Below are 24996 nucleotides of genomic sequence, written 5' to 3'. Positions count from 1 at the left end.
CATGTCCGCAGCCGCACCACGTTTTCATCGTCTCGCCGTTGGCGACCTCCGTCGCGAGTCTTCGGACGCCGTATCGATGACTTTCGTCATTCCGGGCGAGCTCGCCAGCGACTATGCCTTCACGCCCGGCCAGTACCTCACGCTTCGCACCATGCTCGACGGTGAGGAGGTGCGCCGCTCCTATTCGATCTGTTCGGGTCCTGATGACGGCGAGATCCGCATCGCCGTGAAGAAGGTCGACGGCGGCGCGTTTTCGAGCTGGGCAGCGGAAGAATTGAAGTGCGGCGACGAGCTCGACGTGATGACGCCGACCGGCCGCTTCGGTGCGATCCCGCTAGCCGACACCGCGCGCGTTCATGTCGGCTTTGCCGCGGGCTCCGGCATCACACCGATCCTGTCGATCGTGAAGGGGGTGCTGGCGCGGGAGCCCAACAGCCGCTTCTTCCTGTTCTACGGCAACCGCGCGACCGACAACATCATGTTCCTGGAAGCGCTCGAGGAACTCAAGGACCGATTCATCGACCGCCTGTCAATCTTTCACGTCATCTCCGGCGAGGAGCAGGATATCCCGATCCTGCATGGCCGGCTCGACGGCGAGAAGGTGAGGGTGCTGCTGCGCTCGCTGGTGCCGGCCGCAAGCGTCGATCACGTTTTCGTCTGCGGTCCTCTCGGCATGAGCGAGGAGGTCGAGGCGACCTGCCGCGAGCTCGGCATTGCAGATGATCGCATCCACGTCGAGCGTTTCGTGTCCGAGTTTGGCGGCAAGCCGCGGCCGAAGAAGGCTGTCGCAGCCGACGCGCCGCCCAAGGCCATCGCGTCGCTGATCATCGACGGCAAGCGCCGCGACGTTCCGGTCGCCGAGGACGAAGCCATCCTCGATGCCGCGCTGCGCGCCGGCGTCGATCTGCCCTTCGCCTGCAAGGGCGGCATGTGTTCGACCTGCCGCGCCAAGCTGGTCGACGGCGAGGCGCCGATGGATATCAATTATTCGCTGGAGCCTTGGGAGCTGAAGGCCGGTTTCGTCCTGACCTGCCAGGCCAAGCCCTCGTCGGACCGGGTCGTGGTCGACTACGACCATGTCTGAGCAGGCGCATCAGAACCCGATGATGCAAATGCGTCGCATGATTTGACAGTTTTGAGCGATCGGCAGAACATCGCGCAAAAGAGAACAGCTGGGAGACGCGAGTGAACGTCAAAGCAGCCCTGTCGCCGGAAGACGTCGCCCGCGCCTGCGCCGATGCGATGTGGGCGGAGGACGACGCGTCGAAAGGCCTCGGCATGGAAATCGTCGAGATCGGTCCGGGCTTTGCGACGCTGGCGATGACGGTGCGACCGGACATGGTCAATGGCCAGCGCATTGCCCATGGCGGCTTCATCTTCACGCTCGCCGATTCCGCTTTCGCCTTTGCCTGCAACTCGCACAATGAGCGCGTGGTCGCGGCGCAAGGGCATATCACTTTCATCAAGCCGGGCAAGCTCGGCGAACGTCTCGTCGCAACGGCGCGGGAGATCACCCGCAGCGGCCGCTCTGGCATCTACGACGTACGCGTCACCGCCGGCGACACCGTCATCGCCGAGTTTCGTGGGCATTCGCGTGTCATTCCCGGCACGTGGCTGCCGACGCAGGATCAGTGAACACAAGAACAAACAAATGATGCGGGGAAACGAGGATGGCTCGGACCAGGTTGAAGGCGGGTGGCAACGGCTATAGTGCCGAGATGGATGCGCATGAGCGCGCCTCGCGCGACGAGATCATGACGTTGCAGACGCTGCGCCTGGGCTGGTCACTGAAGCACGCCTACGACAATGTCGCGCACTATCGCAAAGCCTTCGACAAGGCCGGCGTGCATCCGTCCGACTTTCGCGAATTGTCCGATCTCGCAAAGTTTCCGTTCACCGTGAAGACGGATCTGCGCGACAACTATCCCTTCAACATGTTCGCGGTCCCGCGCGAAAAGCTGGTACGTGTGCATGCCTCCTCCGGCACCACGGGCAAGCCGATCGTCGTGGGATACACGCAACGCGACATCGAGACGTGGTCGGAGGTGATGGCGCGCTCGATCCGGGCCGCCGGAGGCCGCACCGGCATGATCATCCACAACGCCTATGGTTACGGCCTCTTCACCGGCGGCCTCGGCGTGCATTACGGCGCGGAAAAGCTTGGCTGCACCGTGGTGCCGATCTCCGGCGGCATGACCGAGCGGCAGGTGCAACTCATCAACGATTTCCGGCCCGACATCATCACGGTGACGCCGAGCTACATGCTGGCGATCCTCGACGAGTTCAAGCGCCAGAAGCTCGATCCGCGCCAGTGCTCGCTCAAGGTCGGCATTTTTGGCGCCGAGCCCTGGACCAACGCGATGCGCGGCGAGATCGAAGAGGCCTTCGACATGGATGCGACCGACATCTACGGCCTGTCCGAAGTGATCGGCCCGGGCGTCGCGCAGGAGTGCATCGAGACCAAGGACGGCCTGCACATCTGGGAAGATCATTTCTATCCCGAGGTGATCGATCCGGAGACCGGCGCGGTGCTCCCGGATGGCGAGAAGGGTGAGCTTGTGTTCACCTCGCTCACCAAGGAAGCCTTCCCGGTGATCCGCTATCGCACGCGCGATCTCACGCGGCTCTTGCCCGGCACGGCGCGTCCGGCCATGCGGCGGATGGAGAAGGTGACGGGGCGTTCGGACGACATGATCATCCTGCGTGGCGTCAACCTGTTCCCGACCCAGATCGAGGAGGTGCTGCTCGCAGCGGAGTGGTGCGGCGGCCACTTCATCCTGGAGCTGACCCGCGAGGGCCGGATGGACGAACTGACCATCATTGCCGAGGCGCGCCCCGAGAGCTGGGACGGCCGCGGGCTCGTCGACCACGCCGAGCGGATTTCGACCCACATCAAGAACACCATCGGCATCACCGCCAAGGTAAAGGCGGTCGCGCCGGCCACGCTGGAGCGATCGCTGGGCAAGGCCAAGCGCCTCTATGACAAGCGACCGAAGGATTAGCTCTCACCCCTCATGGTGAGGAGGCGCGTTAGCGCCGTCTCGAACCATGAAGGCCCGGCTGCTGCAGGCGGCCTTCATCCTTCGAGACGCCGCTTGCGCGGCTCCTCAGGATGAGGGGAGACATGTTGACTTGGGTCTCCGCAAAGGCGACAAGGCCCGCGAGGAATCGTGGGTCTTTCGATGTCAGCAGCCGAGAGCAAAACCGTCGAAGCGCGCTGCGTGCGCCTCAATGCCAAGGCCGAAAACGCTGCGGCGCTGGCGCCTCGCGTCGAGCATTGCGCGCTCGCCCGTGGCGCCAACGACGTCCTGATCGAAGCGAAGGCCGCCGCCGTCAATCCGTCCGACGTGAAGGCCGCGACCGGCTTGATGCCCTATTCCGTGTTCCCGCGCACGCCGGGCCGTGATTATGCCGGCGTGATCATCGACGGACCGGCCGGGATGGTCGGCCGCGAGGTGTTCGGATCCTCCGGCGATCTCGGCATCCGCCGCGACGGCACCCATGCCACGCATCTCGTGATCGAGGCCGACGCCGTGGTCGAGAAGCCCAAGGCGCTGTCCTGGGAGGAGGCCGCCGGCATCGGCGTGCCCTTCGTCACCGCAATGGAAGGTTTTCGTCGCGCCGGCCTGCCGAAGCAGGGTGAGACTGTGCTGGTGATGGGCGTGAACGGCAAGGTTGGCCAGGCCGCGGTACAGATCGCGACCTGGCAGGGCGCGCGCGTGATCGGCGTGGTGCGCAAGGCGGAAGCCTATGAAGGCCACGCCAACGCGCCCGTCGAGGTGATCGACGCCTCTGCCATCGACATTGCGGTACGCGTGCGCGAAGTGACCGGTGGCAAAGGAGCGGACATCGTCTTCAACACGGTCGGCGATCCCTATTTCCAGGCCGCGCACAAGTCGCTGGCCTTGCGCGGCCGCCAGATCCTGATCGCGGCGGTCGACCGTATCGTGCAGTTCAACATTCTGGAATTTTACCGTGGTCAGCATACTTACGTCGGCATCGACACGCTCGGCCTGTCGTCGACCGCGACCGGCGCCGTGCTGCGCGATCTCGGTCCCGGCTTTGCCAGCGGGCATTTGAAACCGTTCCCGATCAAGGACACCGCGATCCATCCGCTCGAGCGTGCCAAGGAGGCATATGTCGCCGTTGCGGGTTCCTCGCGCGATCGCGTGATCCTGAAGCCGTAATGATGGAGTCGTCGGCCCAGTTTGTCATCCTCGCAGGCCTCGCCATTGGCCTCGTCTACGGCGCGGTCGGCCTGCTCAGCGGCTTCTGCCTGATGAGCAGCATGCGTGGCTTCCTCGCGGACGGCGACGGCCGGCTGGTTCGCACCTACGCGCTGGCGATGGCGGTCGCGATCGCCGCGAGCCAGTTCCTCGCCGGAAGCGGCACGGTCGATCTCGGCAAGTCGATCTATCTGCAACAAGCTTTCTCGGCGCCGGTGCTGTTCCTTGGCGGGCTCCTGTTCGGCTATGGCATGGTGCTGTCGAATGGCTGCGGCTCGCGGGCGCTGGTGCTGCTTGGCCGCGGCAATCTGCGCTCCTTCGTCGTCGTGATCGTCCTCGCCATTGCCGCACAGATGACGCTGAAAGGACTGATCGCGCCGGCCCGCATCGCGCTGGTGCAGGCCTCGCAGACTGCCGTGAGCGCGAATTCGTTGCCCGCTCTGCTCTCGGCATTCGGCCTTGGCGATGCTGCCTCACGCACGCTCGCCGCTGTGGTGATCGCGACCGGGTTGTCGCTGTTTGCGTTTGCGCACGCGGCGTTCCGCCGCTCGCCGGGCCAGATTGCGGCAGGCGCCATGGTCGGTCTCCTGGTCACGGCCGGCTGGTATGTTACCGGCTTCCTTGGCGCTGATGATTTCAACCCGGTGCCGGTGACCTCGCTGACCTTCATCGCGCCGATCGCAGACGCGCTGCAATACGCCATGCTCTCGACCGGCCTGACGCTCAATTTCGGCATCGCCACGGTCGCCGGCGTGTTCGCCGGCAGCCTCGTCACGGCTCTTGCGACGGGTCGCTTCCAGCTCGAAGGCTATTCGTCGCCGCGCCACATGCTGCGCTCGGCGGGTGGCGCGGCGCTGATGGGCATCGGCGGCGTGATGGCCTTCGGCTGCTCGATCGGGCAGGGGCTCACCGGCCTCTCGACGCTGGCGCTGGCCTCGTTCGTTGCCGTTGCCGGCATTCTGCTCGGCACGATCGCAGCCCTGCGCGGCGCGTTGCGGGTGCAGCCGCTCAAGCCGGCGGCGGAAGCAGGTTCTCCGTCTGCTTAGGCTACTCCGCTATCGTCACGATCCTGATCTCCGAGGTCAGCGTGCGATGCACCGGGCACTTGTCGGCGATCTCCATCAGCTTCTTGCGCTGCTCGGCGTCGAGGGCGCCGTCCATCGCGATCGCGCGGTCGATCTGGTCGAGCATGCCGTTGCGCGTCTCGCATTCCTCGCAATCCTTCGCGTAAATCTTGGAATGCTTCAGCGTCACGGTGACGCGATCGAGCGGCAGCGATTTGCGGTCGGCATAGAGCCGCATGGTCATGGACGTGCAGGCGCCGAGGGCCGTAAGCAGGAAATCATAGGGGCCGGGGCCGGCATCCTCGCCACCGGCTGCGACCGGCTCGTCGGCCACCAGACGGTGCGGTCCGACGGAGATCATCTGGTTGAACTTGCTCTTGCGGGTCTCCTGCACCACGACCTGACGCGGCGCCTCAGGGAGATCGGCCACTTTCGCCGGTCTTGCCGCTTCGACATAGCGGCTCGCCCAGGCCGCGATGACGTCGGCGGCATAGACGGCATCGCTCGCCTTGCTGAGCAGATGATCGGCGTGGTCGAGCGAGACGAAGCTCTTGGGATGTTTCGCAGCGACGAAGATCTTCGTCGCATTATCGATGCTGACGGTATCGTCGACCGGCGAATGCATCACCAGCAGCGCCTTGTGCAGGCCAGTGACGTCCTTCATCAGCTCGTGCTCGATGATGTCGTCGAGGAATTCGCGCCTGATGCGGAAGGGGCGTCCCGCCAGCGACACCTCGACCTCGCCCTGCGTGCGGATGTCGTCGAGTTGCTCCCTGAACAGTCCGGTGACGTGCGCAGGGTCCGACGGCGCCGCGATCGTCACCACCGCCTTGGCCTCCGGAATCTTTCCGGCCGCCGCCAGGATTGCGGCGCCGCCCAGGCTGTGGCCGACCAGGATCGCCGGCGCATTGCGCGTTGCGCGCAGATGGTCGGCCGCGTGCACGAGATCGGCGACGTTAGAGGAAAATGTCGAATTGGCGAAATCGCCTTCGCTGGAGCCAAGCCCGGTGAAATCGAAGCGCAGCACGGCGATGCCTTTGGCCGCGAGCGCGACCGCGATGCGGCGCGCGGCCAGCACGTCCTTGCCGCAGGTGAAGCAATGCGCAAACAGCGCGTACGCCGCCGGCTCACCGTCCGGCAACTCGAGCGCGGCCGCCAGCAGATGGCCGCCTTGGCCCGTGAATTGGAAGCGTTCCATCGGCATGGGCGTCCTCTTGCTGTTGATGTCCACCTCTCCCTGTGGGAGAGGTGTCAATCGCCGGAATAGCGCTCTTCGGCCCAGGGATCGCCGCGGTTATGATAGCCGCGGACTTCCCAATAACCGGGAGCATCCTCGGTCAGAAATTCGATCGCCTGGAGCCATTTGGCGCTCTTCCAGAAATAGAGATGCGGCACAACCAACCGCACCGGACCGCCATGCTCTTCCGTCAGCGGCCGGCCCGACCAGCCATGGGCGAGCAGGGCGTCTTCGGTGGCGAAATCCTCCAGCGACAGATTGGTGGTGTAGCCGTCATAGGAATGCAGCACGACGAAGCGCGCATCGTCGCGCGGCTGGCAGGCCGCCAGCAGCTCGCGCGTCGCAAGCCCCTCCCACTTGTTGTCGTAACGTGACCAGGTCGTCACGCAATGGATGTCGGAGGTGAATTGTGCCTGCTTCTGCGCCGTGAATTCCGTAAACGTCCAGAACACCGGGTTCTCGACCGCACCGTAGACGTCGAGCCGCCAGCGCTCACGCGAGATCGACGGCGTCAGCCCGAGGTCGAGCACCGGCCAGTCGCGGGTCAGATGCTGCCCGGGCGGCAGGCGCTGGTCTTCCGGGCGCGTGATCCTGCCGGTGAGGAAGCGGCCCTCGCGCGCCCATTTCTCCTTGGTCCGCGTCAGCTTGCTTTCGGGCGGCGGCTCGTTCTCGTCAGCCATGATGTACTCGTGACATGTCTACTCGTGACGATGCATCGCGGAGGCATGCTTGGTGTCGCGCATCGTAGCATAGATGATCAGCGAGAGGCAGATGATGCCGCTGAGATAGTAGTAGAACCAGTCCTCGTGCCCGATGGACTTGAAATAGAGCGCGATCGCCGGTGCCGTGCCGCCGAACAAGGACACCGTGATCGCATAGGGCAGTCCCACGCCGAGGGCGCGAACATTGGTCGGAAACAGCTCGGCCTTCACCACCGCGTTGATCGAGGTGTAGCCGGCGACGAACAGCCAGGCGCAGCAGATCAGCACGAACGCCATGAAGGACGATTTCGTCTCCTTCAGCGCCACCAGCAATGGAACGGTCGCGAGCGTGCCGGCGAGGCCGAAGAAGATCAGCAGCGGCTTGCGTCCGATCTTGTCGGAGATCGCACCATAGATCGGTTGCAGGATGGTCGCGAAGATCAGCGTGCCGAAGATCACGAAGGTGGTCTGGTCCTCGGTCAGCCCGACCGAGAGTTTGACGAAGGTCTGCATGTAGGTGGTGAAGGTGTAGAATGCGGCCGTGCCGCCGGCGGTCAGTCCCACCACCAGCAACAGCTCGCGCGGATATTTCAGGAGATTGGCGATCGAGCCGGTCGGCTTCACCACCTTCTTGGCTTCCTCGAACGCCTCGGTCTCATGCAGGCCGCGCCGCATCACCGCGGCGAAGATCGCCAGCATCGCACCGATCGCAAACGGAATGCGCCAGCCCCAGGCCTTCAGCTCCTCGGGCGTGAGGAACACCTTTTGCAACAGCAGCAGCACGATGATCGCGGTAAGCTGCCCGCCGATCAGGGTGACGTACTGAAAGCTCGAGTAGAAGCCGCGATGCCGGGGATCGGCGACCTCGCTCAAGTAAGTGGCGCTGGCGCCGTATTCGCCGCCAAGACTCAAGCCCTCGATCACGCGCGCGACCGCCAGGATGGCCGGGGCCGCAAGACCGATCGAGGCATAGGTCGGCGTCACCGCGATGATGAGCGAGCCGAAGCACATGAAGACGACGGAGAGCGTCAGCGAAATCCGACGCCCGAAATGATCGGCGAGATAGCCGAAGAACCAGCCGCCCAGGGGGCGCATCAGGAAGGTCGCCGCGAACACGACGGCGACATTCAGTTGCTGGACGACGGGATCGTTGCCAGGGAAGAACGCCGGTGCGAAATACAGCGCGAACGCCGTATAGGCGTAGAAATCATACCATTCGACGAGATTGCCGATCGAGCCGATGAAGATCGCCTTGATCCGGCGTTCGGCGTCGGCAATGTCGAAGTGCTCGGAGGCCGGCTTGATTGCTTGGTCTGTCATCACCGGCCTCCCAGGTTGTCTGGAGGCTACATGGCCTTTCCAAGCAGAAATGGCAACTGGCGGGGACCGCGCACGGTCCCTTGCGACCAGGTCACGGTGCCCGCCGGATCGAGCCGGAAGTCCGGGATTCGCTTCAACCACTCTTCAATTGCAACCTGCATCTCCATCCGCGCCAGGTTGGAACCGACGCAGCGGTGGATGCCGAGGCCGAAGGCGGCATGGCGGTTCTCCCGGCGGTCGAGCACGACCTTGTCGGCATCGGGGAACATTCTGGGGTCGCGGTTGGCAGCGGGAAAGGAGAGCAGCACCATGTTGCCCGGCTTGACGGGACAGCCGGAGATGGTCGTCTCCTTCACCACCTCGCGCGCCATCGTCACCGGCGAATAGGCACGCAAGAGTTCCTCGACCGCGATCGGCATCAACTCGGGCTCGGCGATCAGGCGCTCGCGGTCCGCGGGCGTCTTCGCGAGGTGCCAAAGCGAGGAGCCGATCGCGCTCCAGGTAGTGTCGATGCCGGCGATCAGAAGCAGCCGCAGCGAGCCGTAGATGTGGGAGTCCTCGAGCGGCTGCCCGTTCTTGTCACGGGCGTTGAGGAGATAGGAGATCAGGTCGTCGCCCGGCTTCCTTTTGCGCGCTTCGACATGGCCGGCGAAATAGTCGGTCATCTCCTCGGCCGCCTGCTTCAGCATCATCTCGTTCGTGATACTCAGCTCGAGGATCATGTGGATCCATTTGATGAAGAGGTCGCCGTCGCTCTCGGGAATGCCGAGCATGTGCGCGATCGCGCGCACCGGGATGTGCTTGGTGTAGCGCGCAGCTGCGTCAACCTTGCCCTCAGTGATGAATTCGTCGATCAACTCGTTGCAGATGGCGCGGACGCGCGGCTCGAGCCTCTTCATCGCATCTGGCGTGAACGGCGGCAGCAGCAATTGCTTGGCCGGCTTGTGGTCGGGCGGATCGGAGGTGATCGGCGGCGCCGCATTCTTGGCGACTTCGGGCCGCTCATCGCGAACGATGATGCGGCGCGAGGAGAAGCTCTCGGTGTCGTTGGCGATCTGCCGCACCGCCTCATAGGTCGTCGGCAGATAGCAGCCGAGAAAGCGCTCGGTGTGCACGACCGGGCTTGCAGCACGCATTTGGTCCCAGATCGGGAAGGGATCTTCCGTCCAGCGCGGATCGGTGTGGTCGAAGTCGTGGAGCCAATCGGTGACAGGCGGATGGGCGGCGGGCTGGCTGACGTCGGACATCTCTGGATCCTCGGGGCTTGTGTTTACGGAGGTACGCAGGAACGCGCCACTATTCCTCGGTCACTTCGATCGCGATTTCCGGACAGTTGGATTTGGCAAGCCAGGCCTTGTCTTCCAGGCCGGCCGGCACCGTGCCGTCGCCGACCTCGTGCGCATTGCCGTATTCGTCGAGTTCGAACAGTTCCGGCGCTAAGGCCTTGCAGCGGGCGTGGCCCTGGCACTTGTCGGGATCGACGTGAACCCTCAGTCGTTCTGCCATTTAAGCTCCCTCGGTCATGCGCATGCGGGCCCTCGAAGGGGCCGGGCGCGTTCCTCAATTGATTATTCTCCGCAGCGGTACCTGCGAATTAAGTTATAGTATATTACATTGCGGACGGGCTTCCCCTGTCAAGCGCAAACTTATAGGTTTCCGCTCAACATGCCGACACAACTCGCCCGCAAGCCGCAAAACACCTATCACCATGGCGACCTTCGCGATGCCCTGATCAAGGCCGCCTTGCGTGAGGCGGAGCAGGGCGGCGCGGAGGCCATCAGCATCAAGGCCCTGGCGAGGGAACTCGGCGTTTCCCAGCCTGCGCCGTATCGGCATTTCGCGGACCGCGAGGCACTGCTCGCCGCGGTGACGGCGGAAGCCTTCCGCCAATTCACGACTGTGCTGCGAGAGGTGATGGCAAAGCCGTCGAAGCAGTCGAAACTCTCGAGGCTCGCCCAGGCCACGCTGGATTTCGGCCTGCGCCGCAACGGCATCTACCGGCTGATGTTCGCCTCGCGCACCGTCTCCTGCGCGGCCGCGGGAAGCGAGCTGCACGCGGCGACGAACGAGACCTTCGCACTCGTGATCGAGGCGCTGGAAGCGCCGGCCGTCGGCTATTTGCGCGAGCGGCACGCCCTCAAGATCTGGGCTGCGATGCACGGCGTGGTGATGTTGGCCCAGCAGGGCATGTTCACCGGCAAACCGGCACACACAACGCGCGAGGAGCTGGTCGAGGACTTTGTGGCCGAGACCAAGCTTGCGCTGGAGGTCGCAATCAAGGATGCGCGCCGCGGCGGCAAAGCGGACTAGCGCGTTACCTCCAACAGCTTCATCAGTTTCAGCACGGCGCTGTCAGGCGTCGTCACCACCGGTTTGCCGGTGGCCTCCGCGACCAGTGGCGCGGTGGCAGCGATGCTGAATTGCGCGAGCGCGATCACGTCGCAGTCGCGCAGGTCTCTTGCGGCTTCCGCGATCAGGTGATCGTGCGTGGTGCGGTCACCGCGATCGAGCGCGGCGAGCGCGCCTTCGGCGAGCTTCGGCACGATCTCAACCGGGGCAGGAAACTCCGGTGGCATCGATTGGAGCGTCGGTGGGAAGGTCGAGAGCAGGCCGATACGCCGGCCCATCGTCACTGCCTGCTCGATCATCGCCTCATTCGGTTTCAGGACCGGCATCGGCGCATGCCCGCGCGCAACCGCCTCAATACAGGGTCCGAAGGCCGAGCAGGTGAACAGGATCGCGTCAGCTCCAGTGGCGGCGGCATAATCCCCGAGCGCGAGGAAGCGGCCGGTCATGGCGTCGCTGAGCGCGCCGTCGCGCGCCAGATCCGCCGACAGGCTGTCGTCGAGCAGGTTCATCAGCCGCGCTTCCGGCCACAGGCGCGCGAACGCCGTCTCGATCGGGGCGATGGAATGCTTGAGCGCGTGGATCAGTGTGATGCGCATGTGGTTCGTTGCTGCTTCCTCTCCCTCTCCCCGTTCTTACGGGGAGAGGGTTGGGGTGAGGGGCTGTATCCGCACGATAGGTGAGAAATGGACTCGCGGAGAGTCCCCTCACCCGAAATTTCAAGCTGCGCTTGAATTTCGACCTCTCCCCGCAAGCGGGGCGAGGTGAAGAGGGCAGAATTCTTTACTTGAACGGAATGGCGTACATCAAGCCGCCCTTGCTCCAGAGGCCGTTGAGGCCGCGCTCGAGCTTCAGCGGGCCGCCTTTGCCGACGTTCCGCTCGTAAATCTCGCCGTAATTGCCGGTCGTCTTGATCGCCGTGACCAGCCACTTGTTGTCGAGCCCAAGCCGTGAGCCGAGGTCGCCGGAGGTGCCGAGGAGCCGCTGCACCGCAGGCGTCTGCGACTTCGCCATCTCCTCGACATTGGCCTGCGTCACGCCGAGCTCTTCCGCCTCGATCAGCCCGTAATGCAACCAGGTGATGATGTCGCTCCAGACTTCGTCGCCGTTGCGAGTGAAGGGGCCGAGCGGCTCCTTGCTGATGGTCTGCGGGAGCACGACGTAATCCGCCGGGTTCGGTGCGGCCGTGGTCACCGCGCCGGCCAGCGCCGAAGCGTCCTGGGTCATCGCATCGCAGCGGCCGCCGAAAAAGGTCTGGTACATGGTGTCGACGCGGTCGAACACCAGCGGCTTCCAGTCGATGCCGTTGGCGCGGCCGTAATCGCCGAGCGTCACCTCATGCGTGGTGCCCTGCGCGACGCAGACGGTGGCGCCCTTGAGATCCTTCAGCTCCTTCACGCCGAGGTCCTTCTTCACGACAAAGCCCTGACCGTCGTAGAAGTTGATCGGTCCCTGCCGCAAGCCGAGCGTGACTCCGCGCAAATAGGTCTGCGTCGAGTTGCGGTAGAGCACGTCGATCTCACCCGATTGCAGCGCGGTGAAACGGTTTTGGGCGGTCAGCGCGACAAAGCGCACCTTGTTGGGATCCCCTAACACGCCAGCGGCGAGCGCGCGGCAGTAGTCGACGTCGAGGCCCTTGTAATTGCCCTGCGAATCCGGTGCGGAAAAGCCGGCAAAGCCAGCGCTGACGCCGCACACCAGCGTGCCGCGGTTCTTCACCGTGTCCAGCGTCGCAGCCGTCGCCGCGCTGCTCGAAGCCGCAAGCAGGCCTGCCGCGATAATCACGTTCCTCATCATGCTACTCTCCCCTCAGTGATTGACACTACGCAACACGTTGTCGACGGCGGTGCCGAGCTTGTCGACAATGAGGTCGATCTCGTCCGTCGAGGCGATATAGGGCGGAGCCAGCAATACGTGGTCGCCGCGGACGCCATCCACGGTGCCGCCGCCGGGGTAGCAGCCGAGCCCCTCCGCGAAGGCGGCCGCCTTGATCTTCTGATGCAGCTTGAGCGCCGGGTCGAAGGAGGTGCGCGTCGCGCGATCGGCAACGAGCTCGATCGCCCAGAACAGGCCGCGGCCCCTGATGTCGCCGACATGGCGGTGATTGCCGAAGCGCTCGGTCAGCCGTTGCTCGAGCTGACGCCCGCGCTCCCTGACCTGATCGAGCAGTCCGTCTTCGCGGATCACCTCCTGCACGGCGAGGGCCGCGGCGCAGGCGAGGGGATGCGCCAGATACGTGTGGCCGTGCTGGAACGCCCCGCTTCCGGTGCGGATGGTGTCGATGATCTTGCCGCTTGCGAGCATCGCGCCGATCGGCTGGTAGCCGCCGCCAAGGCCCTTGGCGATCGCCTGGATGTCGGGCGCGATGCCTTCTTGCTGCCAGGCGTGCATGGTGCCGGTGCGGCCCATGCCGCACATGACCTCGTCGAGGATGAGCAGCGCGCCATGGCGGTCGCAGATTTCGCGCACCGCCTTGAAGTAGCCGTCGGGCGCAGTGACGGCACCGGCAGTAGCGCCGACGACCGGCTCGGCAAGAAATGCTGCGACGGTGTCGGGACCGAGCCGCTGGAACTCGGCTTCGAGCTCGGCGGCCAGCCGTGCCACGAACGCTGCATCGAGCTCGTTGTCGCGCTTCTCGTGATAGGCAAAGGCAGGCGTCACATGGCTGAAAGCGCCGGATAGGAGCGGCGCATAGGGCTCGCGGCGCCAGGCGTTGCCGCCGGCAGCGAGCGCGCCGAGCGTATTGCCGTGATAGCTCTGCCGCCGCGCGATGAAGTGGCGCCGCTGCGGCTCGCCGCGCTCGATGAAGTATTGCCGCGCGAGCTTGATGCTGGCTTCGATCGCCTCCGATCCGCCGCTGACGAAATAGGCGTAGGCGAGACCGCCGGGCTCATGGCCGACCAGCGTCTCGGCAAGCCGCTCCGCCACTTCGGAGGAGAAGAACGCGGTATGGGCATAGGCCAGCGTCGAGGCCTGCTGCGCCAGCGCCGCGATGACACGCGGATGCTGATGGCCGAGGCAGGAGACCGCGGCGCCTCCGGAGGCGTCCAGCACGCGCCGTCCGTCTTCGGCGAAGAGATAAACGCCTTCGCCACCGATCGCCTTCGGCGGCGTCTCGCGCAAGGAACGGTGCAGCACGTGGCTCGTGCGGGTGCTCATGGGTCAACCTTTCTCTGAGACGTAGATGGAGGTCGCGGCAAGCCGGGCCTCGGTGTCCTGCAGGCGCTTCTTGGCAGCCGCGCCGCCGAGCGAGAACGTCACCGCGGCAAGCGACTGCGCGATCGCGATCGCGCCGGTGAGGCTCGGGAAGAACCCGGGCGAGGGCGCTGCCTCAAACAGCAGCACATGATCGGCGCCTTCGGCCATCGGTGCGGTAACGCTGTCCGCGATCGAGATCAGCGTCGCGCCGGCGCGATAGGCGGCTTGCGCCACCCGGACGCTTGCGCCCGTGTAGGGGGTGAAGCCGATCACTACGACGGCTTCGCCCGCGCGGAAGGCGCCGAGGTCGAGATCGTCAGGGCCGGAGCCGCCGACGATCTGCACCTCGCTCGCGCGGAACAGCCGCAGCTCATAGTTCAAGAGCTCCGCGACACTGCGGCAGCTTCGAAAGCCCGCAATCCAGATGCGCTTTGCACCGTGCAAGGCCTGTGCGGCAAGGGCCACTGAGGAGGCCGAAATCAACGGCAGGCCCAAAGCTTCCGCTTCGAGCTTGTCGGTAATCAATGCAATGTCGGCATGGGGACCGTGGCGGTGGCCTTTGGCGCGACCGGAGAAGGGCGAGGTCTGTGCCGGGCGTCGCGCTTCGGTCAGCGCCGCGCGCAACGCGTCCCAGCCGGAATAGCCGATGGCCTTGGCAAGCCGTGTGAACGCGGCGGGGTCGGCGCCGGCCTCGGCCGCGAGATCGCGCATGGAGCGGGTGGTGGCGTCGTAGTCATTGGCCGCGACAAAACGCCCGACCTCCTGCAGTCGCATCGGGAGCGATGGCAATGCGCTGCAGAGTTCGTTCAACGGCGAGGATTTCGCGGGCTCGGCCATGAAACATTTGTTGCATATATCTTGGTTTGGTGCAACAGTTGATGCGCGCTCACGAAGCGCATGGCCGGAAATCGCTGCTTTCAAAACGTTTTGAGGATTTTTGTGCTGTGACGACCGATAGCCCCAGACCGCCGCCGCGCCGGACGTTCTCGCTCGCGCTGGGAGGCCCGCAGCTCAAGGGGCTGCTGTGGCAGATCCTCGTCGTCGGCATTGCCCTCGCCATCATCGCGTTCCTCTGGTCCAATACCGTTCAGAACCTCTCGGCGCGCCGTATCTCAACCGGCTTTGCGTTCCTGGGCCGCGAGGCCGGCATGCCGATCGCCGACAGCCTGCTCGCCTACAGTCCGAAGGACACGTACTTCTGGGCCTTCGTCGTCGGCGTCGCCAACACCTTGCGCGTCGCCGTCATCGGCATCGTGCTCGCGACCCTGCTGGGAACGCTGATCGGCATCTCGCGGCTGTCGGCCAACTGGCTGCTGTCGCGGCTCGCCGCCGTCTATGTCGAGGTGCTGCGCGACATCCCGCTCCTGTTGCAGCTGCTGTTCTGGTACGTGCTGATGCAGGCGCTGCCGGCCGCCCGCGCCGCATGGCGGCCGATCGAAGGCATCTTCCTGTCCAATCGCGGACTGATCCTGCCGTCGATGCCGATCGGCGAGGGGCAGCTTTGGGTGCTCGGCACGGCGGCGATCGGCGCACTCGCGTTTTACGTTTTACGACGGGCCCAGATTGCGCAGCAGATGCGCGACGGCAGGCCGAGACCGGCCTGGCCTTTTGCGCTCGGCCTCATCGTCGTGCTGCCGGCGCTGGTGTCGTGGTGGCTCGGTGTGCGCTGGACCGTCGCCTGGCCCGAGCTGCGTGGCTTCAACTTCGTCGGCGGCTTGACGCTGGCGCCCGAATATTTCGCGCTGCTGATCGCGCTCGTCACCTACACTTCGGCTTTCATCGCCGAAATTGTGCGCAGCGGCATTCAATCGGTGCCGCGGGGACAGTGGGACGCCGCCAACGCGCTCGGCCTGCGCCGCAGCTTCATGCTGCGGCAGATCATCCTGCCGCAGGCGCTGCGCGTCATCGTGCCGCCGATGACGAGCCAGTATCTCAACCTCACCAAGAACTCCTCGCTTGCGGTCGCGATCGGCTACCAGGACGTGGTCTCGATCGCCAATACCACGCTGAACCAGACCGGGCAGGCGATCGAGGCGATCGCGCTGATCATGGCGGTGTTCCTGACCATCAGCCTGTCGATCAGCTTCTTCATGAACTGGTACAATGCGCGGATTGCGCTGGTGGAGCGCTGAAGATGACCGCGATCACCGACAGTCCCAACACCGCGCGTGCCCGCCGCCCACAATCCGGCAACCGCGTGCTGCGCTGGCTGCGCACCAACCTGTTCTCGTCTATCCCGAATGGGATCATCACGCTCGTGCTCTTTGCGGTGCTCGCCAAGGGTATGATCAGCTTCGTGCAATGGGGCATTGCGAACGCGGTCTGGCTGACGCCTCCGAACGACTCCAGTGCCTGCCGCGCGGCGCGCGGGCTAGGTGCCTGCTGGGCGGTCATCCCCGAAAAATACCGCTTCATCCTGTTCGGCACCTACCCCTTCGACGAGCAGTGGCGGCCGGCGGTCGCGGTTCTGCTGTTCATCGCGCTGTTCTACGTCTCGACCCGCCGCGCGTGGTGGCGGCGCGAGCTCATCTATTTCTGGATTGCCGCGCTGGCGCTGATCAGCGTGCTGATGTGGGGCGGCGTGTTCGGGCTGTCTTTCGTCTCTCAGGATCGCTGGGGCGGATTGCCGGTGACTCTGATCCTGGCGACGTTTGGCCTGGCCTTCGGCTTCCCGCTCGGCATTCTCGTCGCGCTCGGACGGCGCTCGAAATTGCCTGCGATCCGCTCGATCTGCGTGCTCTATGTCGAACTGATCCGCGGCGTGCCGCTGGTAAGCCTGTTGTTCATGGCGAGCGTGATGTTTCCGCTGTTCATGCCGGGCGGCTTCAACATCGACAAGCTGTTGCGCGCGCAGATCGCGATCATCCTGTTCGCCGGCGCCTACCTCGCCGAGGTGGTCCGCGGCGGTCTCCAGGCCGTGCCGCGCGGGCAATACGAGGCCGCCGACGCGCTCGGACTATCCTACTGGCGCAAGCAGCGGCTGATTGTCCTGCCGCAGGCCATCCGCCACGTCATCCCGCCGCTGGTCAACACCTTCATCGCCTTCTTCAAGGACACCAGCCTCGTCCTGATTATCGGAATTTTCGATCTGCTGACGACGGCGAAGACCGCGATCATCGATCCCGCCTGGCAGCAATTTTCGGTCGAAGTCTACCTCTTTATCGCCGCGATCTACTTCGCGTTCTGCTTCGCGATGTCGCGCTACAGCCGAAGCCTGGAGGCGGGGACGGCGAGATGATTCTCCTTCTCCCGTTGTGGGAAAGGGATGAATTCGCCGAAGGCATTGAGAAGAGAGGTTCTTCCCGCCTTCGGCCTTCCGGGCGATACTGTAAACCGATACTGTATTTTCCCGGAGACCCTATCCCCATAAAAAAAGCCCCGATCTCGTGGCCATGGCGCCCTTACCTTGGCGGCTGCAAGCCCGGTGATCTTAGCCACTCGCTCATATGAGAGCCGGTTTCGGCTTGCCGAGCCTTGCGCAACAATTGCTCGCGCTCCGGTCCCTGCGGCAGAGCCTCGGCCTCTTGTCGCAGCCTGATCGCTTCCTGACCGAGACGTTCTTCTAGAGACAGGACTTTGCGTAAAACGCGCCTAAACATGGCGAAGCTCCCTGATCCAAGTGAGGCGGGAGTGCAACCGGCGTTCTCATCACCGGTAAATGCCACAGGCCGGGCGGTGACAATGGCAGTATGCACCTTCAGATCGGGAACAACAGAGCACAAGTGAACACACGGCTGGATGAAATTAGGGCAGGAACATTGGGGCGATTGCTGGGTTTTCCTAATGCCCTTTCCCAAGGGCAGTACTGCCGGCCCCAGCTCACTGCCCCCCAAGAGCTGGGGCCTTTTTGTGCGCACGGCCAACTGAGAGCTTGCCAATCTTTCTCGTTTTGCGTGGTCATCGAAGGATGTGGCAGTTCCTCGTCGTGGCAACGCGTGGGCTGGGCGGCTGTGGCGAGGTTGGGGGATGTCGATGAACGCTCCTCTATGCGCTAGCGAGGCGGTTGCCTTGCAGGATGTTGTTGGCGAGGGCGTACCAGAGCACGACGGCGCGGACCTTTTCGAAGCCGCGCACGGTCAATTGGCGCAGGTCCCAGTTGCGCCAGCGGGCATGTATGCGGGGCTTGTATCGGGCCTTGCCCTCTTCGCTCGCCATGCGCGCACGCCAGGCCAACACCCCCGGGCCGTCGCCGCGTCGCGGTAGATGGGGATCGGTGCCGTGCTTGGATTGAGTGGGCGGGCAAAAGATATCGATGCCCTCGGCGTGCGCCCACTCGATGTCCTCGGCACTGCCAAAGCCGCCATCGACGAGATGGTCCTTGGGCAACCCGCCAGGACGCGCGCGCTGCCGCTCCAGCATGGGCCGCATCAGGCCGCGGTCGGACCCGGTGTTGCAGACCTTGATGTCAACGACGATCGGCTGGCCGGCGGCACTCGTCACCTGCACGTTGTAGGCGGGGCGGAAGCCGCCGTCGGCCATCTTCATGACCCGTGCGTCGGCGTCCGTCGTGGAGGCCCGCGGCTCTTTCGGCTTCTTGCCGTTGCCGCGCTTTTCTTCGCGCTCCTTGCGCTGCTGCTTGATTTCGGCGAGCGCCGTCTGCGCCGCTTTGACGCGCGCTCTGCGCTCACGCGCGGCGCGCTCCTTGGCGGCCTTCATGCGCTGATTGCTAGCATCCGAACGAGCGTCAACCTCGCGTTTGAGGTCTTCCACCACCGCCTCAGCCAAGGCCAGGTGCCGATCGAGCGTCGCCTCCCGCCGGAACGAAGCGGCCCCGGCGCTGGCCCGGACCCGAACACCGTCCTGCGCCAGCGTTTCCAGATTGACGAGGCCGACCTTCGCCAGCACCGCCAAATGCTCGCAAAGCAGCCGGTCGAGCAGGTCGGCGCAACCGACCCGGAAGTCCGCCAGCGTGTGATGGTTCACCGACACCCCGCCACACAGCCAACGATAGGCGTCATGGCTCTCGCAAAGCCGCTCCAACGCGCGCGCGCTGCCGACGCCCTCGCTGGTGGCATAGAGCCACAGCGCCAGCAAAAGCCGCGGCGATGTCGCGGGGTGACCGGGCCGATCGCCCCGCGCTTTGATCCGGTTCTCCAGCTCACTCAGGTCGAGTTCCTCGACATAGGACCAGATCAGGCGCACCGGATGGTCTTCCCCGATCAGGCTCTCGATATCCACTGCTCGCAACTCGATTTGATCGCGTTGGGGCTCACGAAGTCGCGGCGCTGCGAGCGGCGCCGCACCGGCTTGCGGCTTTGCCTGCTCCGGCAGATCCCCAAACAATTCATCAGCGGCCATCATCCCTCCTGCGAATCCATCACCGCAAGAGAATCACACAGCACCAGCTTTCGGCTATACCGCTTGCGACCAGTCAAAAAGATTCACAGCCTCTGAGGCGCCCTTGATGCATGCCCACGAAAAGCGCCGTGACAAATATTCAGCGCCGAAGCCGCCATGCCGATGTCCCTAGTTTGAACGCGAGTCCGTTTACGAACGCGGGGGGCGGGTTGAAAATGGGAATTAGGACAGCGCCACTCACGGTAGTTTTCCGGAGTCCTTTCGGTTTGCCTCTACGCTGACCTTCGCCGGGGCTGGCATTTCGCATCCCGAACAAGAATTTCAACCGGCAAAGGGGCCGCTTTTTCCGGCCCCGTTCGAGTCCGGCGTTCGCGGACGGGTGAAGCCGCCAACTGAGGCAGCCTTACTTCTTGGACAGCTTGTCGGCAATCCGGCGCTGGTGTAGCTGCTCGTCTAGCTCCCTTGCCTTTTCCAACGTTGCGTACAGCTCGTGTATGAGCCGTTCGCTCTCTGCGATTGCCTTATCCGCCCGTTCGAGAAGCTGATCCAGCATAAAAAGCCCTTACCGGGAGCCCTCGGTGGGACCTAGCGCCTCAATCGCGCTGCGCGGTCCAGTAGCCTGAACAGCGCGCGTTTCCTGAATGGCCACTCCACGTCCCGCGGCCAGAATTGCTCGAGAGCCTGCCTGAGCCCGAGGCGAACTTGTCCTGAACTGTCACCGACGCCCGAACTGCGCCGGAACGCGCCACGTAGCCTCTGAACCTGACTAAATTCGGATGTGTAACTATTCCGTCGGTGATGTTGACGGTGAAATTATAGGTCGGATCGCAAGGGCCTCTTTGCGTCACGAAAATGAGGTCCCAGGAGCCGTCGAATGCGGAGCGGGCTTGCGCGACGGAAAGGAAGGCGACCAGGCAGCCCACGGCCGCCCCACAGGTGAAAAGCTTCTTCATTGTTTACTCCAAGCTGTCCCCCGCACATGTCGAGCGGAGCTGGCGAGTTCAATGCGGCTCGCCGGGGGCTGGAGGAGTGATGTCGGCTGCAGGTCACAAGCGCCGGTCGAGGACACCACGAATGAGGTCTGGTCTCCGCACCGGCAGACTTGAGCGGGCTGCCGAAGGTCGTCGCCTTTGGGCCACATGCCACTGGGCCGCCAACTGAGGCGGCCCTTAGTAAGCTCCCAATTCCTTCGGCCTCTTGGCGCTTTTGTGAGTGCCAGGAGTCGATCTTCTAGTCACAACGGCGGATCCTGCGGACCGAACCGTCGTCGCGTTCGATCGTGACGGTGCGGCATCCACCGCGATATCCGCGATCATATCCGTAGGCGCGATAAGCGGGTCGATCGTAGTCTCGGTAATAATGCCGCTCCGGGCCCACTCTTACGCCGCCGAGGGGAGTATCGACGGCAACTTGAGCTGACGCGGGTGCAGTGGACATCGGCGTCGCAATAGCGAAAGCGGCAACCGCCAGTACACCAGCCAGTAACAGAGTTCTCATGCGAGTTCCTCCCGAGTTGTTGTATTGCTTGCAACATTCCAAGGTAGGGCAAGGTTCCTGCAAGAAAGCAGCCAAACTGTGGGGCATGGGTCGCGCCGCGGCCGCTAAGACTTGGCGCCAGGGTTGGGCACCAGATTGGGCAGCGCCGCATACATGGCGTCGATGCTATCGAGGTCGACGGTCGCTAACCGTGGCCGGTCGCCGTATCGATCGCGCTCACCTTGACTTCCTCATGCCAGCCCTTCGCTTCCAGCTTGCGCGCGATGAACCGCCACGGGACGCACGGAGTTTGCGGCGCAGCTTGTGCTACCCCTTCACCTTGGGATCAATCGGCGTCGTTCCGCGCACGCCCAGAATATCCTCCAGCACCTTTGCGCCGGCGAGCACTCGTGCGTCGCCGCGCGGGGCAGATACCACCTGCACGCCGACCGGCAGACCGGATGCGGTGAAGCCGCAGGGCAGCGACAGCGACGGGCAGCAGGCCAGCGTGATGGCGTAGACGATGCCGAGCCATTCGACGTAATTGTCGAACTGCTTGCCGGCGCATTCCGCGACATAGCGGTTCTCGACCGGGAAGGGAGGCACGATCGTCGTCGGCGTGAGCAGGAGATCGTAGGTTTTGAAGAACTCGACCGCACGCGCGGTCATCGCGAGGCGCTGCGACTCGGCGCGCGCGATCTGGTCGACCGTGAGCCGAAGCCCTTCCTCGATGTTCCAGACCACTTCGGGCTTCAGGAGGTCGCGCTTCTCGCGCAGGAGCTTGGCCTTGCTCATCGCGAAGTCGAGCGCGCGCAGCGCGTGGAAGCATTCGTGCGCCTCGCGCCAGTCCGGGTGCGCCTCTTCCACGATCACGCCGGCGTCCGCAAAGCGCTCCGCCGCCTTCCGTGTGATCGCCTTGACCTCAGGATCGACGGGCGTGATGCCGAGATCGGGCGAATAGGCGATGCGCTTCGGCTTTTTGCCCGAGCGGGCCGCGGAGAGGAACGAGGTCGCGGGCGCGGGCAGCGACAAGGGATCAGCCGCATGGTCGCCGCTCATGGCATCGAGCAGCAGCGCGAGGTCCTCGACGTTGCGCGCCATCGGCCCCTGTTGCCCGAGGTTGCGGTCAACCCCGGCCGTGGGTGTGTGGGCGACACGGCCGATGCTCGGCCGCATGCCGACGATGCCGCAGAAACTCGCCGGGCTGCGCAGGCTACCGCCCATGTCGGAGCCATGCGCGAGCCATGCCATGCCGGTCGCGAGCGCCACCGCCGCCCCGCCCGAGGAGCCTGCCGCCGACTTCGACGTGTCCCAGGGATTGAGCGTTGCGCCGAATACCTCGTTGAACGTGTTGGCGCCGGCGCCGAATTCCGGCGTGTTCGACTTGGCGTAGACGATCGCGCCATTGCCTTCGAGATGTTCGACCAGAAGGTCCGATCGCGCCGGGATATTGTCCTTGAAGATCGGCGAGCCCTGTGTGTTCAACACGCCGGCAACGTCGGTCAGATCCTTGATCGGCACCGGTAACCCTGCGAGCAGCCCGCGCTCGGCAACCGGCCTCTGCATCAGCGCCTTGGCGCTTTTCCGTGCGCGATCGATGCACAACGTGGGGAGCGCGTTGACCTTGCCGTCGACCTCCGCGATGCGCTTCTCCAGGACGTTGAGGAGATCGAGCGGCGTGACGTCGCCGGCGCGCAATTTATCGACGACGGCGCAGGCGGTTTGGCGGACCAGGTCTTGAGCTGACAATTATTTGGCTCCTTTGTTCGGTCATGGTTTCGTCATTGCGAGGAGCGAAGCGACGAAGCAATCCAGGCTGTCGCCGCGGCGAGATTCCTGGATTGCTTCGCTTCGCTCGCAATGTCGGTGTCTGCGGCTTCTAGCGACGTCAACTAACTCCAACCCGCACTGATACCGCCATCCACCGTATAGATGACCCCCGACGTATAACCGGAGCGGTCCGAGGCCAGAAACGCCATCAGGTCGCCGATCTCGCGCGGATGCGCGGGTCGGCCGAGCGGCAGGCCCTTCTGGAATTCCTTGTAGCGGTTCTCGTCGCCGTACTGGTGCTTCGCGCGGGTCTTGAGCAGCGTGACGTGGCGATCGGTGCCAACCGGGCCGGGATTGATGCCGACCACGCGGATGTTGTCGGCGAGGCTCTTGCCCCCGAGCGCGCGGGTGAAGGCCATCAGCGCCGCATTACCGGCGCTGCCGCAGATGTAGTTGGCGTCGAATTTCTCGCCGGCCGCGCCGATGTCATTGACGATCACGCCGCCGCCCTTCGCCTTCATCTGCGCATAGATCATGCGGGTGAGGTTGACGTAGCCAAACACTTTCAGCTCCCAGGCGTGCCGCCAGGTCGCCTCGTCGATCCTGTCGATGGAGCCGCCGGGAATGTCGCCGGCATTGTTGACGAGGATGTCGATATCGGCGGCTTCCTTCGCGAGCCGCGCGACGTCCCCGGCTTGGCGCAAGTCCACGACGCTCGTTGCTGCGTCGATCTGATGCGCCGAGCGCAAGCGATCGGCGAGCGCCTGGAGCTGGTCGCCGCTGCGCGCAGCAAGCAGGAGGTGGCAGCCTTCCTCCGCGAACGCTTCGGCAGCGGCTGCGCCGATGCCTTTGGACGCGCCGGTAATCAGGACGCGCTTGCCACGTAAATGCAGGTCCATGGGGATTCTCGCTGCCGTCGGGGAACAGGATGAAATCGGTAGGTTGTCGCCCGCGCCATGGTCAACATTGCAGTGCAGCGTTGCACTGCCGGCGAGTTTGGTCCATTGCACGTCTATCGATCCGGCCCCATGGTCGGCCCGACCAGATCAAGTCAGGACAATTTCGATGAGCAAGAAACAATACCGGATCGCGGTGATCCCCGGCGACGGCATCGGCAAGGAAGTGATGCCGGAGGGGCTGCGCGTCTTGGAGGCAGCCGCGAAGAAACACGGCGTCTCAGTGCAGTTCGACCATTTCGACTTCTCGTCCTACGACTATTACGAGAAGCACGGCCAGATGATGCCTGACGACTGGAAGGAGAAGATCGGCAAGCACGACGCGATCTATTTTGGCGCGGTTGGCTGGCCGGCGAAGATTCCGGATCACGTCTCGCTGTGGGGCTCGCTGATCAAGTTTCGCCGCGAGTTCGACCAGTATGTCAATCTGCGTCCGGTGCGCCTGATGCCCGGCGTGCCGTCGCCGCTCGCAAACCGCAAGCCCGGCGATATCGATTTCTGGGTGGTGCGCGAGAACACCGAAGGCGAATATTCCTCCGTCGGCGGCCGCATGTTCCCGGACACCGACCGCGAATTCGTCACCCAGCAGACCGTGATGACCCGCGTCGGCGTCGACCGCATCCTGAAATTCGCCTTCGAGCTCGCGCAGTCGCGGCCGAAGAAGCACCTGACCTCGGCAACGAAGTCCAACGGCATCTCCATCACCATGCCCTATTGGGATGAGCGCGTGGAGGCGATGGCCAAGCAGTTTCCGGGTGTGAAGTGGGACAAGTACCACATCGACATCTTGACGGCGAATTTCGTGCTGCATCCGGACTGGTTCGACGTCGTGGTCGGCTCAAACCTGTTCGGCGACATCCTCTCCGATCTCGGCCCCGCCTGCACCGGCACCATCGGCATCGCGCCGTCGGGCAACATCAACCCCGAGCGGAGTTTCCCCTCGGTGTTCGAGCCGGTGCACGGCTCCGCGCCCGATATCGCGGGACAGGGCATCGCCAACCCGATCGGCATGATCTGGTCCGGCGCGATGATGTTCGAGCATCTCGGCGAGAAGGAAGCAGGCCGATCGATCGTCGATGCGATCGAGCGCACGCTGGCCGAACGCACGCTGCGCACCAAGGACCTCGGCGGCAACGCCGACACGACGGCGTGCGGCAAGGCAGTTGCGGAGATGGTGGACTGACGCTGCCTGCGTAGGGTGGTTTGGCCGAAGGCGTAACCCACCACTTCTGCGGCCATAAAATCGGTGGGTTACGCTTCGCTAATCTAATTAGTCTTACCGTGTTACAAGTATTCTGTCTCTTATCCTGAGGAGCCCGCTGAAAGCGGGCGTCTCGAAGGATGGCAGCGGGCGAGAGCCGGGCCTTCATGGTTCCCCCGGCGATGCGAAGCATCGTCCGGAGA

22 protein-coding genes are annotated in these 24996 nt (G+C 64.3%); 9 read left to right on the top strand and 13 right to left on the bottom strand.

Annotation, left to right across the window (positions count from 1 at the left end; translation table 11 throughout):
- Window position 1: 1 nt before the first annotated feature.
- The 5 genes from paaE to QA640_RS29950 all read left to right on the top strand — a co-directional run bounded on the left by paaE (window position 2) and on the right by QA640_RS29950 (window position 5272).
- Window positions 2-1084: a 1,2-phenylacetyl-CoA epoxidase subunit PaaE gene (gene paaE, locus QA640_RS29970; RefSeq protein ID WP_283036466.1), complete on the top strand. Its 1083-nt coding sequence runs from the start codon at window positions 2-4 to the stop codon at window positions 1082-1084.
- Window positions 1085-1185: 101 nt separating this feature from the next.
- Window positions 1186-1635 (top strand): hydroxyphenylacetyl-CoA thioesterase PaaI, encoded by a 450-nt coding sequence (paaI, locus tag QA640_RS29965; RefSeq protein WP_283036465.1) that lies wholly within the window; start codon window positions 1186-1188, stop codon window positions 1633-1635.
- Between the two features lie 35 nt (window positions 1636-1670).
- Entirely contained in the window at window positions 1671-3002 is a 1332-nt protein-coding gene (gene paaK / locus QA640_RS29960) for a phenylacetate--CoA ligase PaaK (protein WP_283036464.1), read from the top strand.
- Between the two features lie 180 nt (window positions 3003-3182).
- Window positions 3183-4187, top strand: coding sequence for a zinc-binding alcohol dehydrogenase family protein (locus QA640_RS29955; protein ID WP_283036463.1), 1005 nt, complete (start codon window positions 3183-3185; stop codon window positions 4185-4187).
- Between the two features lie 2 nt (window positions 4188-4189).
- Entirely contained in the window at window positions 4190-5272 is a 1083-nt protein-coding gene (locus QA640_RS29950) for a YeeE/YedE family protein (protein WP_283042925.1), read from the top strand.
- 1 nt (window position 5273) lies between these two features.
- Here QA640_RS29950 and QA640_RS29945 read toward each other — a convergent pair whose 3' ends face one another.
- The 5 genes from QA640_RS29945 to QA640_RS29925 are packed head-to-tail and all read right to left on the bottom strand — an operon-like array spanning window position 5274 to window position 10054.
- Window positions 5274-6494 (bottom strand): bifunctional alpha/beta hydrolase/OsmC family protein, encoded by a 1221-nt coding sequence (locus QA640_RS29945; protein ID WP_283036462.1) that lies wholly within the window; start codon window positions 6492-6494, stop codon window positions 5274-5276.
- 47 nt (window positions 6495-6541) lie between these two features.
- Entirely contained in the window at window positions 6542-7207 is a 666-nt protein-coding gene (locus QA640_RS29940; RefSeq protein ID WP_283036461.1) for a sulfite oxidase-like oxidoreductase, read from the bottom strand.
- Window positions 7208-7225: 18 nt separating this feature from the next.
- Window positions 7226-8548: an MFS transporter gene (locus QA640_RS29935; RefSeq protein WP_283036460.1), complete on the bottom strand. Its 1323-nt coding sequence runs from the start codon at window positions 8546-8548 to the stop codon at window positions 7226-7228.
- Window positions 8549-8574: 26 nt separating this feature from the next.
- Window positions 8575-9795: a cytochrome P450 gene (locus QA640_RS29930; RefSeq protein WP_283036459.1), complete on the bottom strand. Its 1221-nt coding sequence runs from the start codon at window positions 9793-9795 to the stop codon at window positions 8575-8577.
- A gap of 49 nt (window positions 9796-9844) precedes the next feature.
- Window positions 9845-10054: a ferredoxin gene (locus QA640_RS29925; protein ID WP_212402241.1), complete on the bottom strand. Its 210-nt coding sequence runs from the start codon at window positions 10052-10054 to the stop codon at window positions 9845-9847.
- 159 nt (window positions 10055-10213) lie between these two features.
- On the opposite strand from QA640_RS29925, the gene QA640_RS29920 reads away from it, so the two are divergent.
- Window positions 10214-10858, top strand: a complete 645-nt coding sequence (locus tag QA640_RS29920; protein ID WP_283036458.1) for a TetR/AcrR family transcriptional regulator — start codon at window positions 10214-10216, stop codon at window positions 10856-10858.
- Here QA640_RS29920 and QA640_RS29915 read toward each other — a convergent pair.
- The 4 genes from QA640_RS29915 to QA640_RS29900 form a co-directional block, all read right to left on the bottom strand.
- Window positions 10855-11493 (bottom strand): aspartate/glutamate racemase family protein, encoded by a 639-nt coding sequence (locus tag QA640_RS29915; RefSeq protein WP_283036457.1) that lies wholly within the window; start codon window positions 11491-11493, stop codon window positions 10855-10857. The two genes, QA640_RS29920 and QA640_RS29915, sit on opposite strands and share 4 nt — an antisense overlap.
- A gap of 184 nt (window positions 11494-11677) precedes the next feature.
- Complete coding sequence (locus QA640_RS29910) at window positions 11678-12691, bottom strand: amino acid ABC transporter substrate-binding protein (protein ID WP_283036456.1); 1014 nt, start codon at window positions 12689-12691, stop codon at window positions 11678-11680.
- Between the two features lie 12 nt (window positions 12692-12703).
- Window positions 12704-14053, bottom strand: a complete 1350-nt coding sequence (locus QA640_RS29905) for an aspartate aminotransferase family protein (RefSeq protein ID WP_283036455.1) — start codon at window positions 14051-14053, stop codon at window positions 12704-12706.
- Between the two features lie 3 nt (window positions 14054-14056).
- Entirely contained in the window at window positions 14057-14929 is an 873-nt protein-coding gene (locus tag QA640_RS29900; RefSeq protein WP_283036454.1) for a MurR/RpiR family transcriptional regulator, read from the bottom strand.
- A gap of 107 nt (window positions 14930-15036) precedes the next feature.
- Here QA640_RS29900 and QA640_RS29895 point away from each other — a divergent pair, with 107 nt between their 5' ends.
- Both QA640_RS29895 and QA640_RS29890 read left to right on the top strand, forming a co-directional pair.
- Complete coding sequence (locus QA640_RS29895) at window positions 15037-16224, top strand: ABC transporter permease subunit (RefSeq protein ID WP_283036453.1); 1188 nt, start codon at window positions 15037-15039, stop codon at window positions 16222-16224.
- A gap of 2 nt (window positions 16225-16226) precedes the next feature.
- On the top strand, window positions 16227-17330 hold the full coding sequence (locus tag QA640_RS29890; protein WP_283036452.1) for an amino acid ABC transporter permease: 1104 nt from the start codon (window positions 16227-16229) through the stop codon (window positions 17328-17330).
- Between the two features lie 746 nt (window positions 17331-18076).
- Here QA640_RS29890 and QA640_RS29880 read toward each other — a convergent pair.
- The 4 genes from QA640_RS29880 to QA640_RS29865 form a co-directional block, all read right to left on the bottom strand.
- Window positions 18077-19393 (bottom strand): IS1182 family transposase, encoded by a 1317-nt coding sequence (locus tag QA640_RS29880; protein WP_283036451.1) that lies wholly within the window; start codon window positions 19391-19393, stop codon window positions 18077-18079.
- A 590-nt stretch (window positions 19394-19983) separates the two neighbouring features.
- Window positions 19984-20343, bottom strand: coding sequence for a hypothetical protein (locus QA640_RS29875; protein ID WP_283036450.1), 360 nt, complete (start codon window positions 20341-20343; stop codon window positions 19984-19986).
- An 850-nt stretch (window positions 20344-21193) separates the two neighbouring features.
- Window positions 21194-22615 (bottom strand): amidase family protein, encoded by a 1422-nt coding sequence (locus tag QA640_RS29870; RefSeq protein ID WP_283036449.1) that lies wholly within the window; start codon window positions 22613-22615, stop codon window positions 21194-21196.
- 143 nt (window positions 22616-22758) lie between these two features.
- On the bottom strand, window positions 22759-23535 hold the full coding sequence (locus tag QA640_RS29865; RefSeq protein ID WP_283036448.1) for an SDR family oxidoreductase: 777 nt from the start codon (window positions 23533-23535) through the stop codon (window positions 22759-22761).
- Between the two features lie 166 nt (window positions 23536-23701).
- Between QA640_RS29865 and QA640_RS29860 the strand changes: the two genes are divergently transcribed.
- Window positions 23702-24775 (top strand): tartrate dehydrogenase, encoded by a 1074-nt coding sequence (locus QA640_RS29860; protein WP_283036447.1) that lies wholly within the window; start codon window positions 23702-23704, stop codon window positions 24773-24775.
- Window positions 24776-24996 lie beyond the last annotated feature (221 nt).

The sequence above is a fragment of the Bradyrhizobium sp. CB82 genome (assembly GCF_029714405.1).
Lineage (GTDB): Bacteria > Pseudomonadota > Alphaproteobacteria > Rhizobiales > Xanthobacteraceae > Bradyrhizobium.
This window is presented reverse-complemented; position numbering and strand designations above follow the sequence as displayed.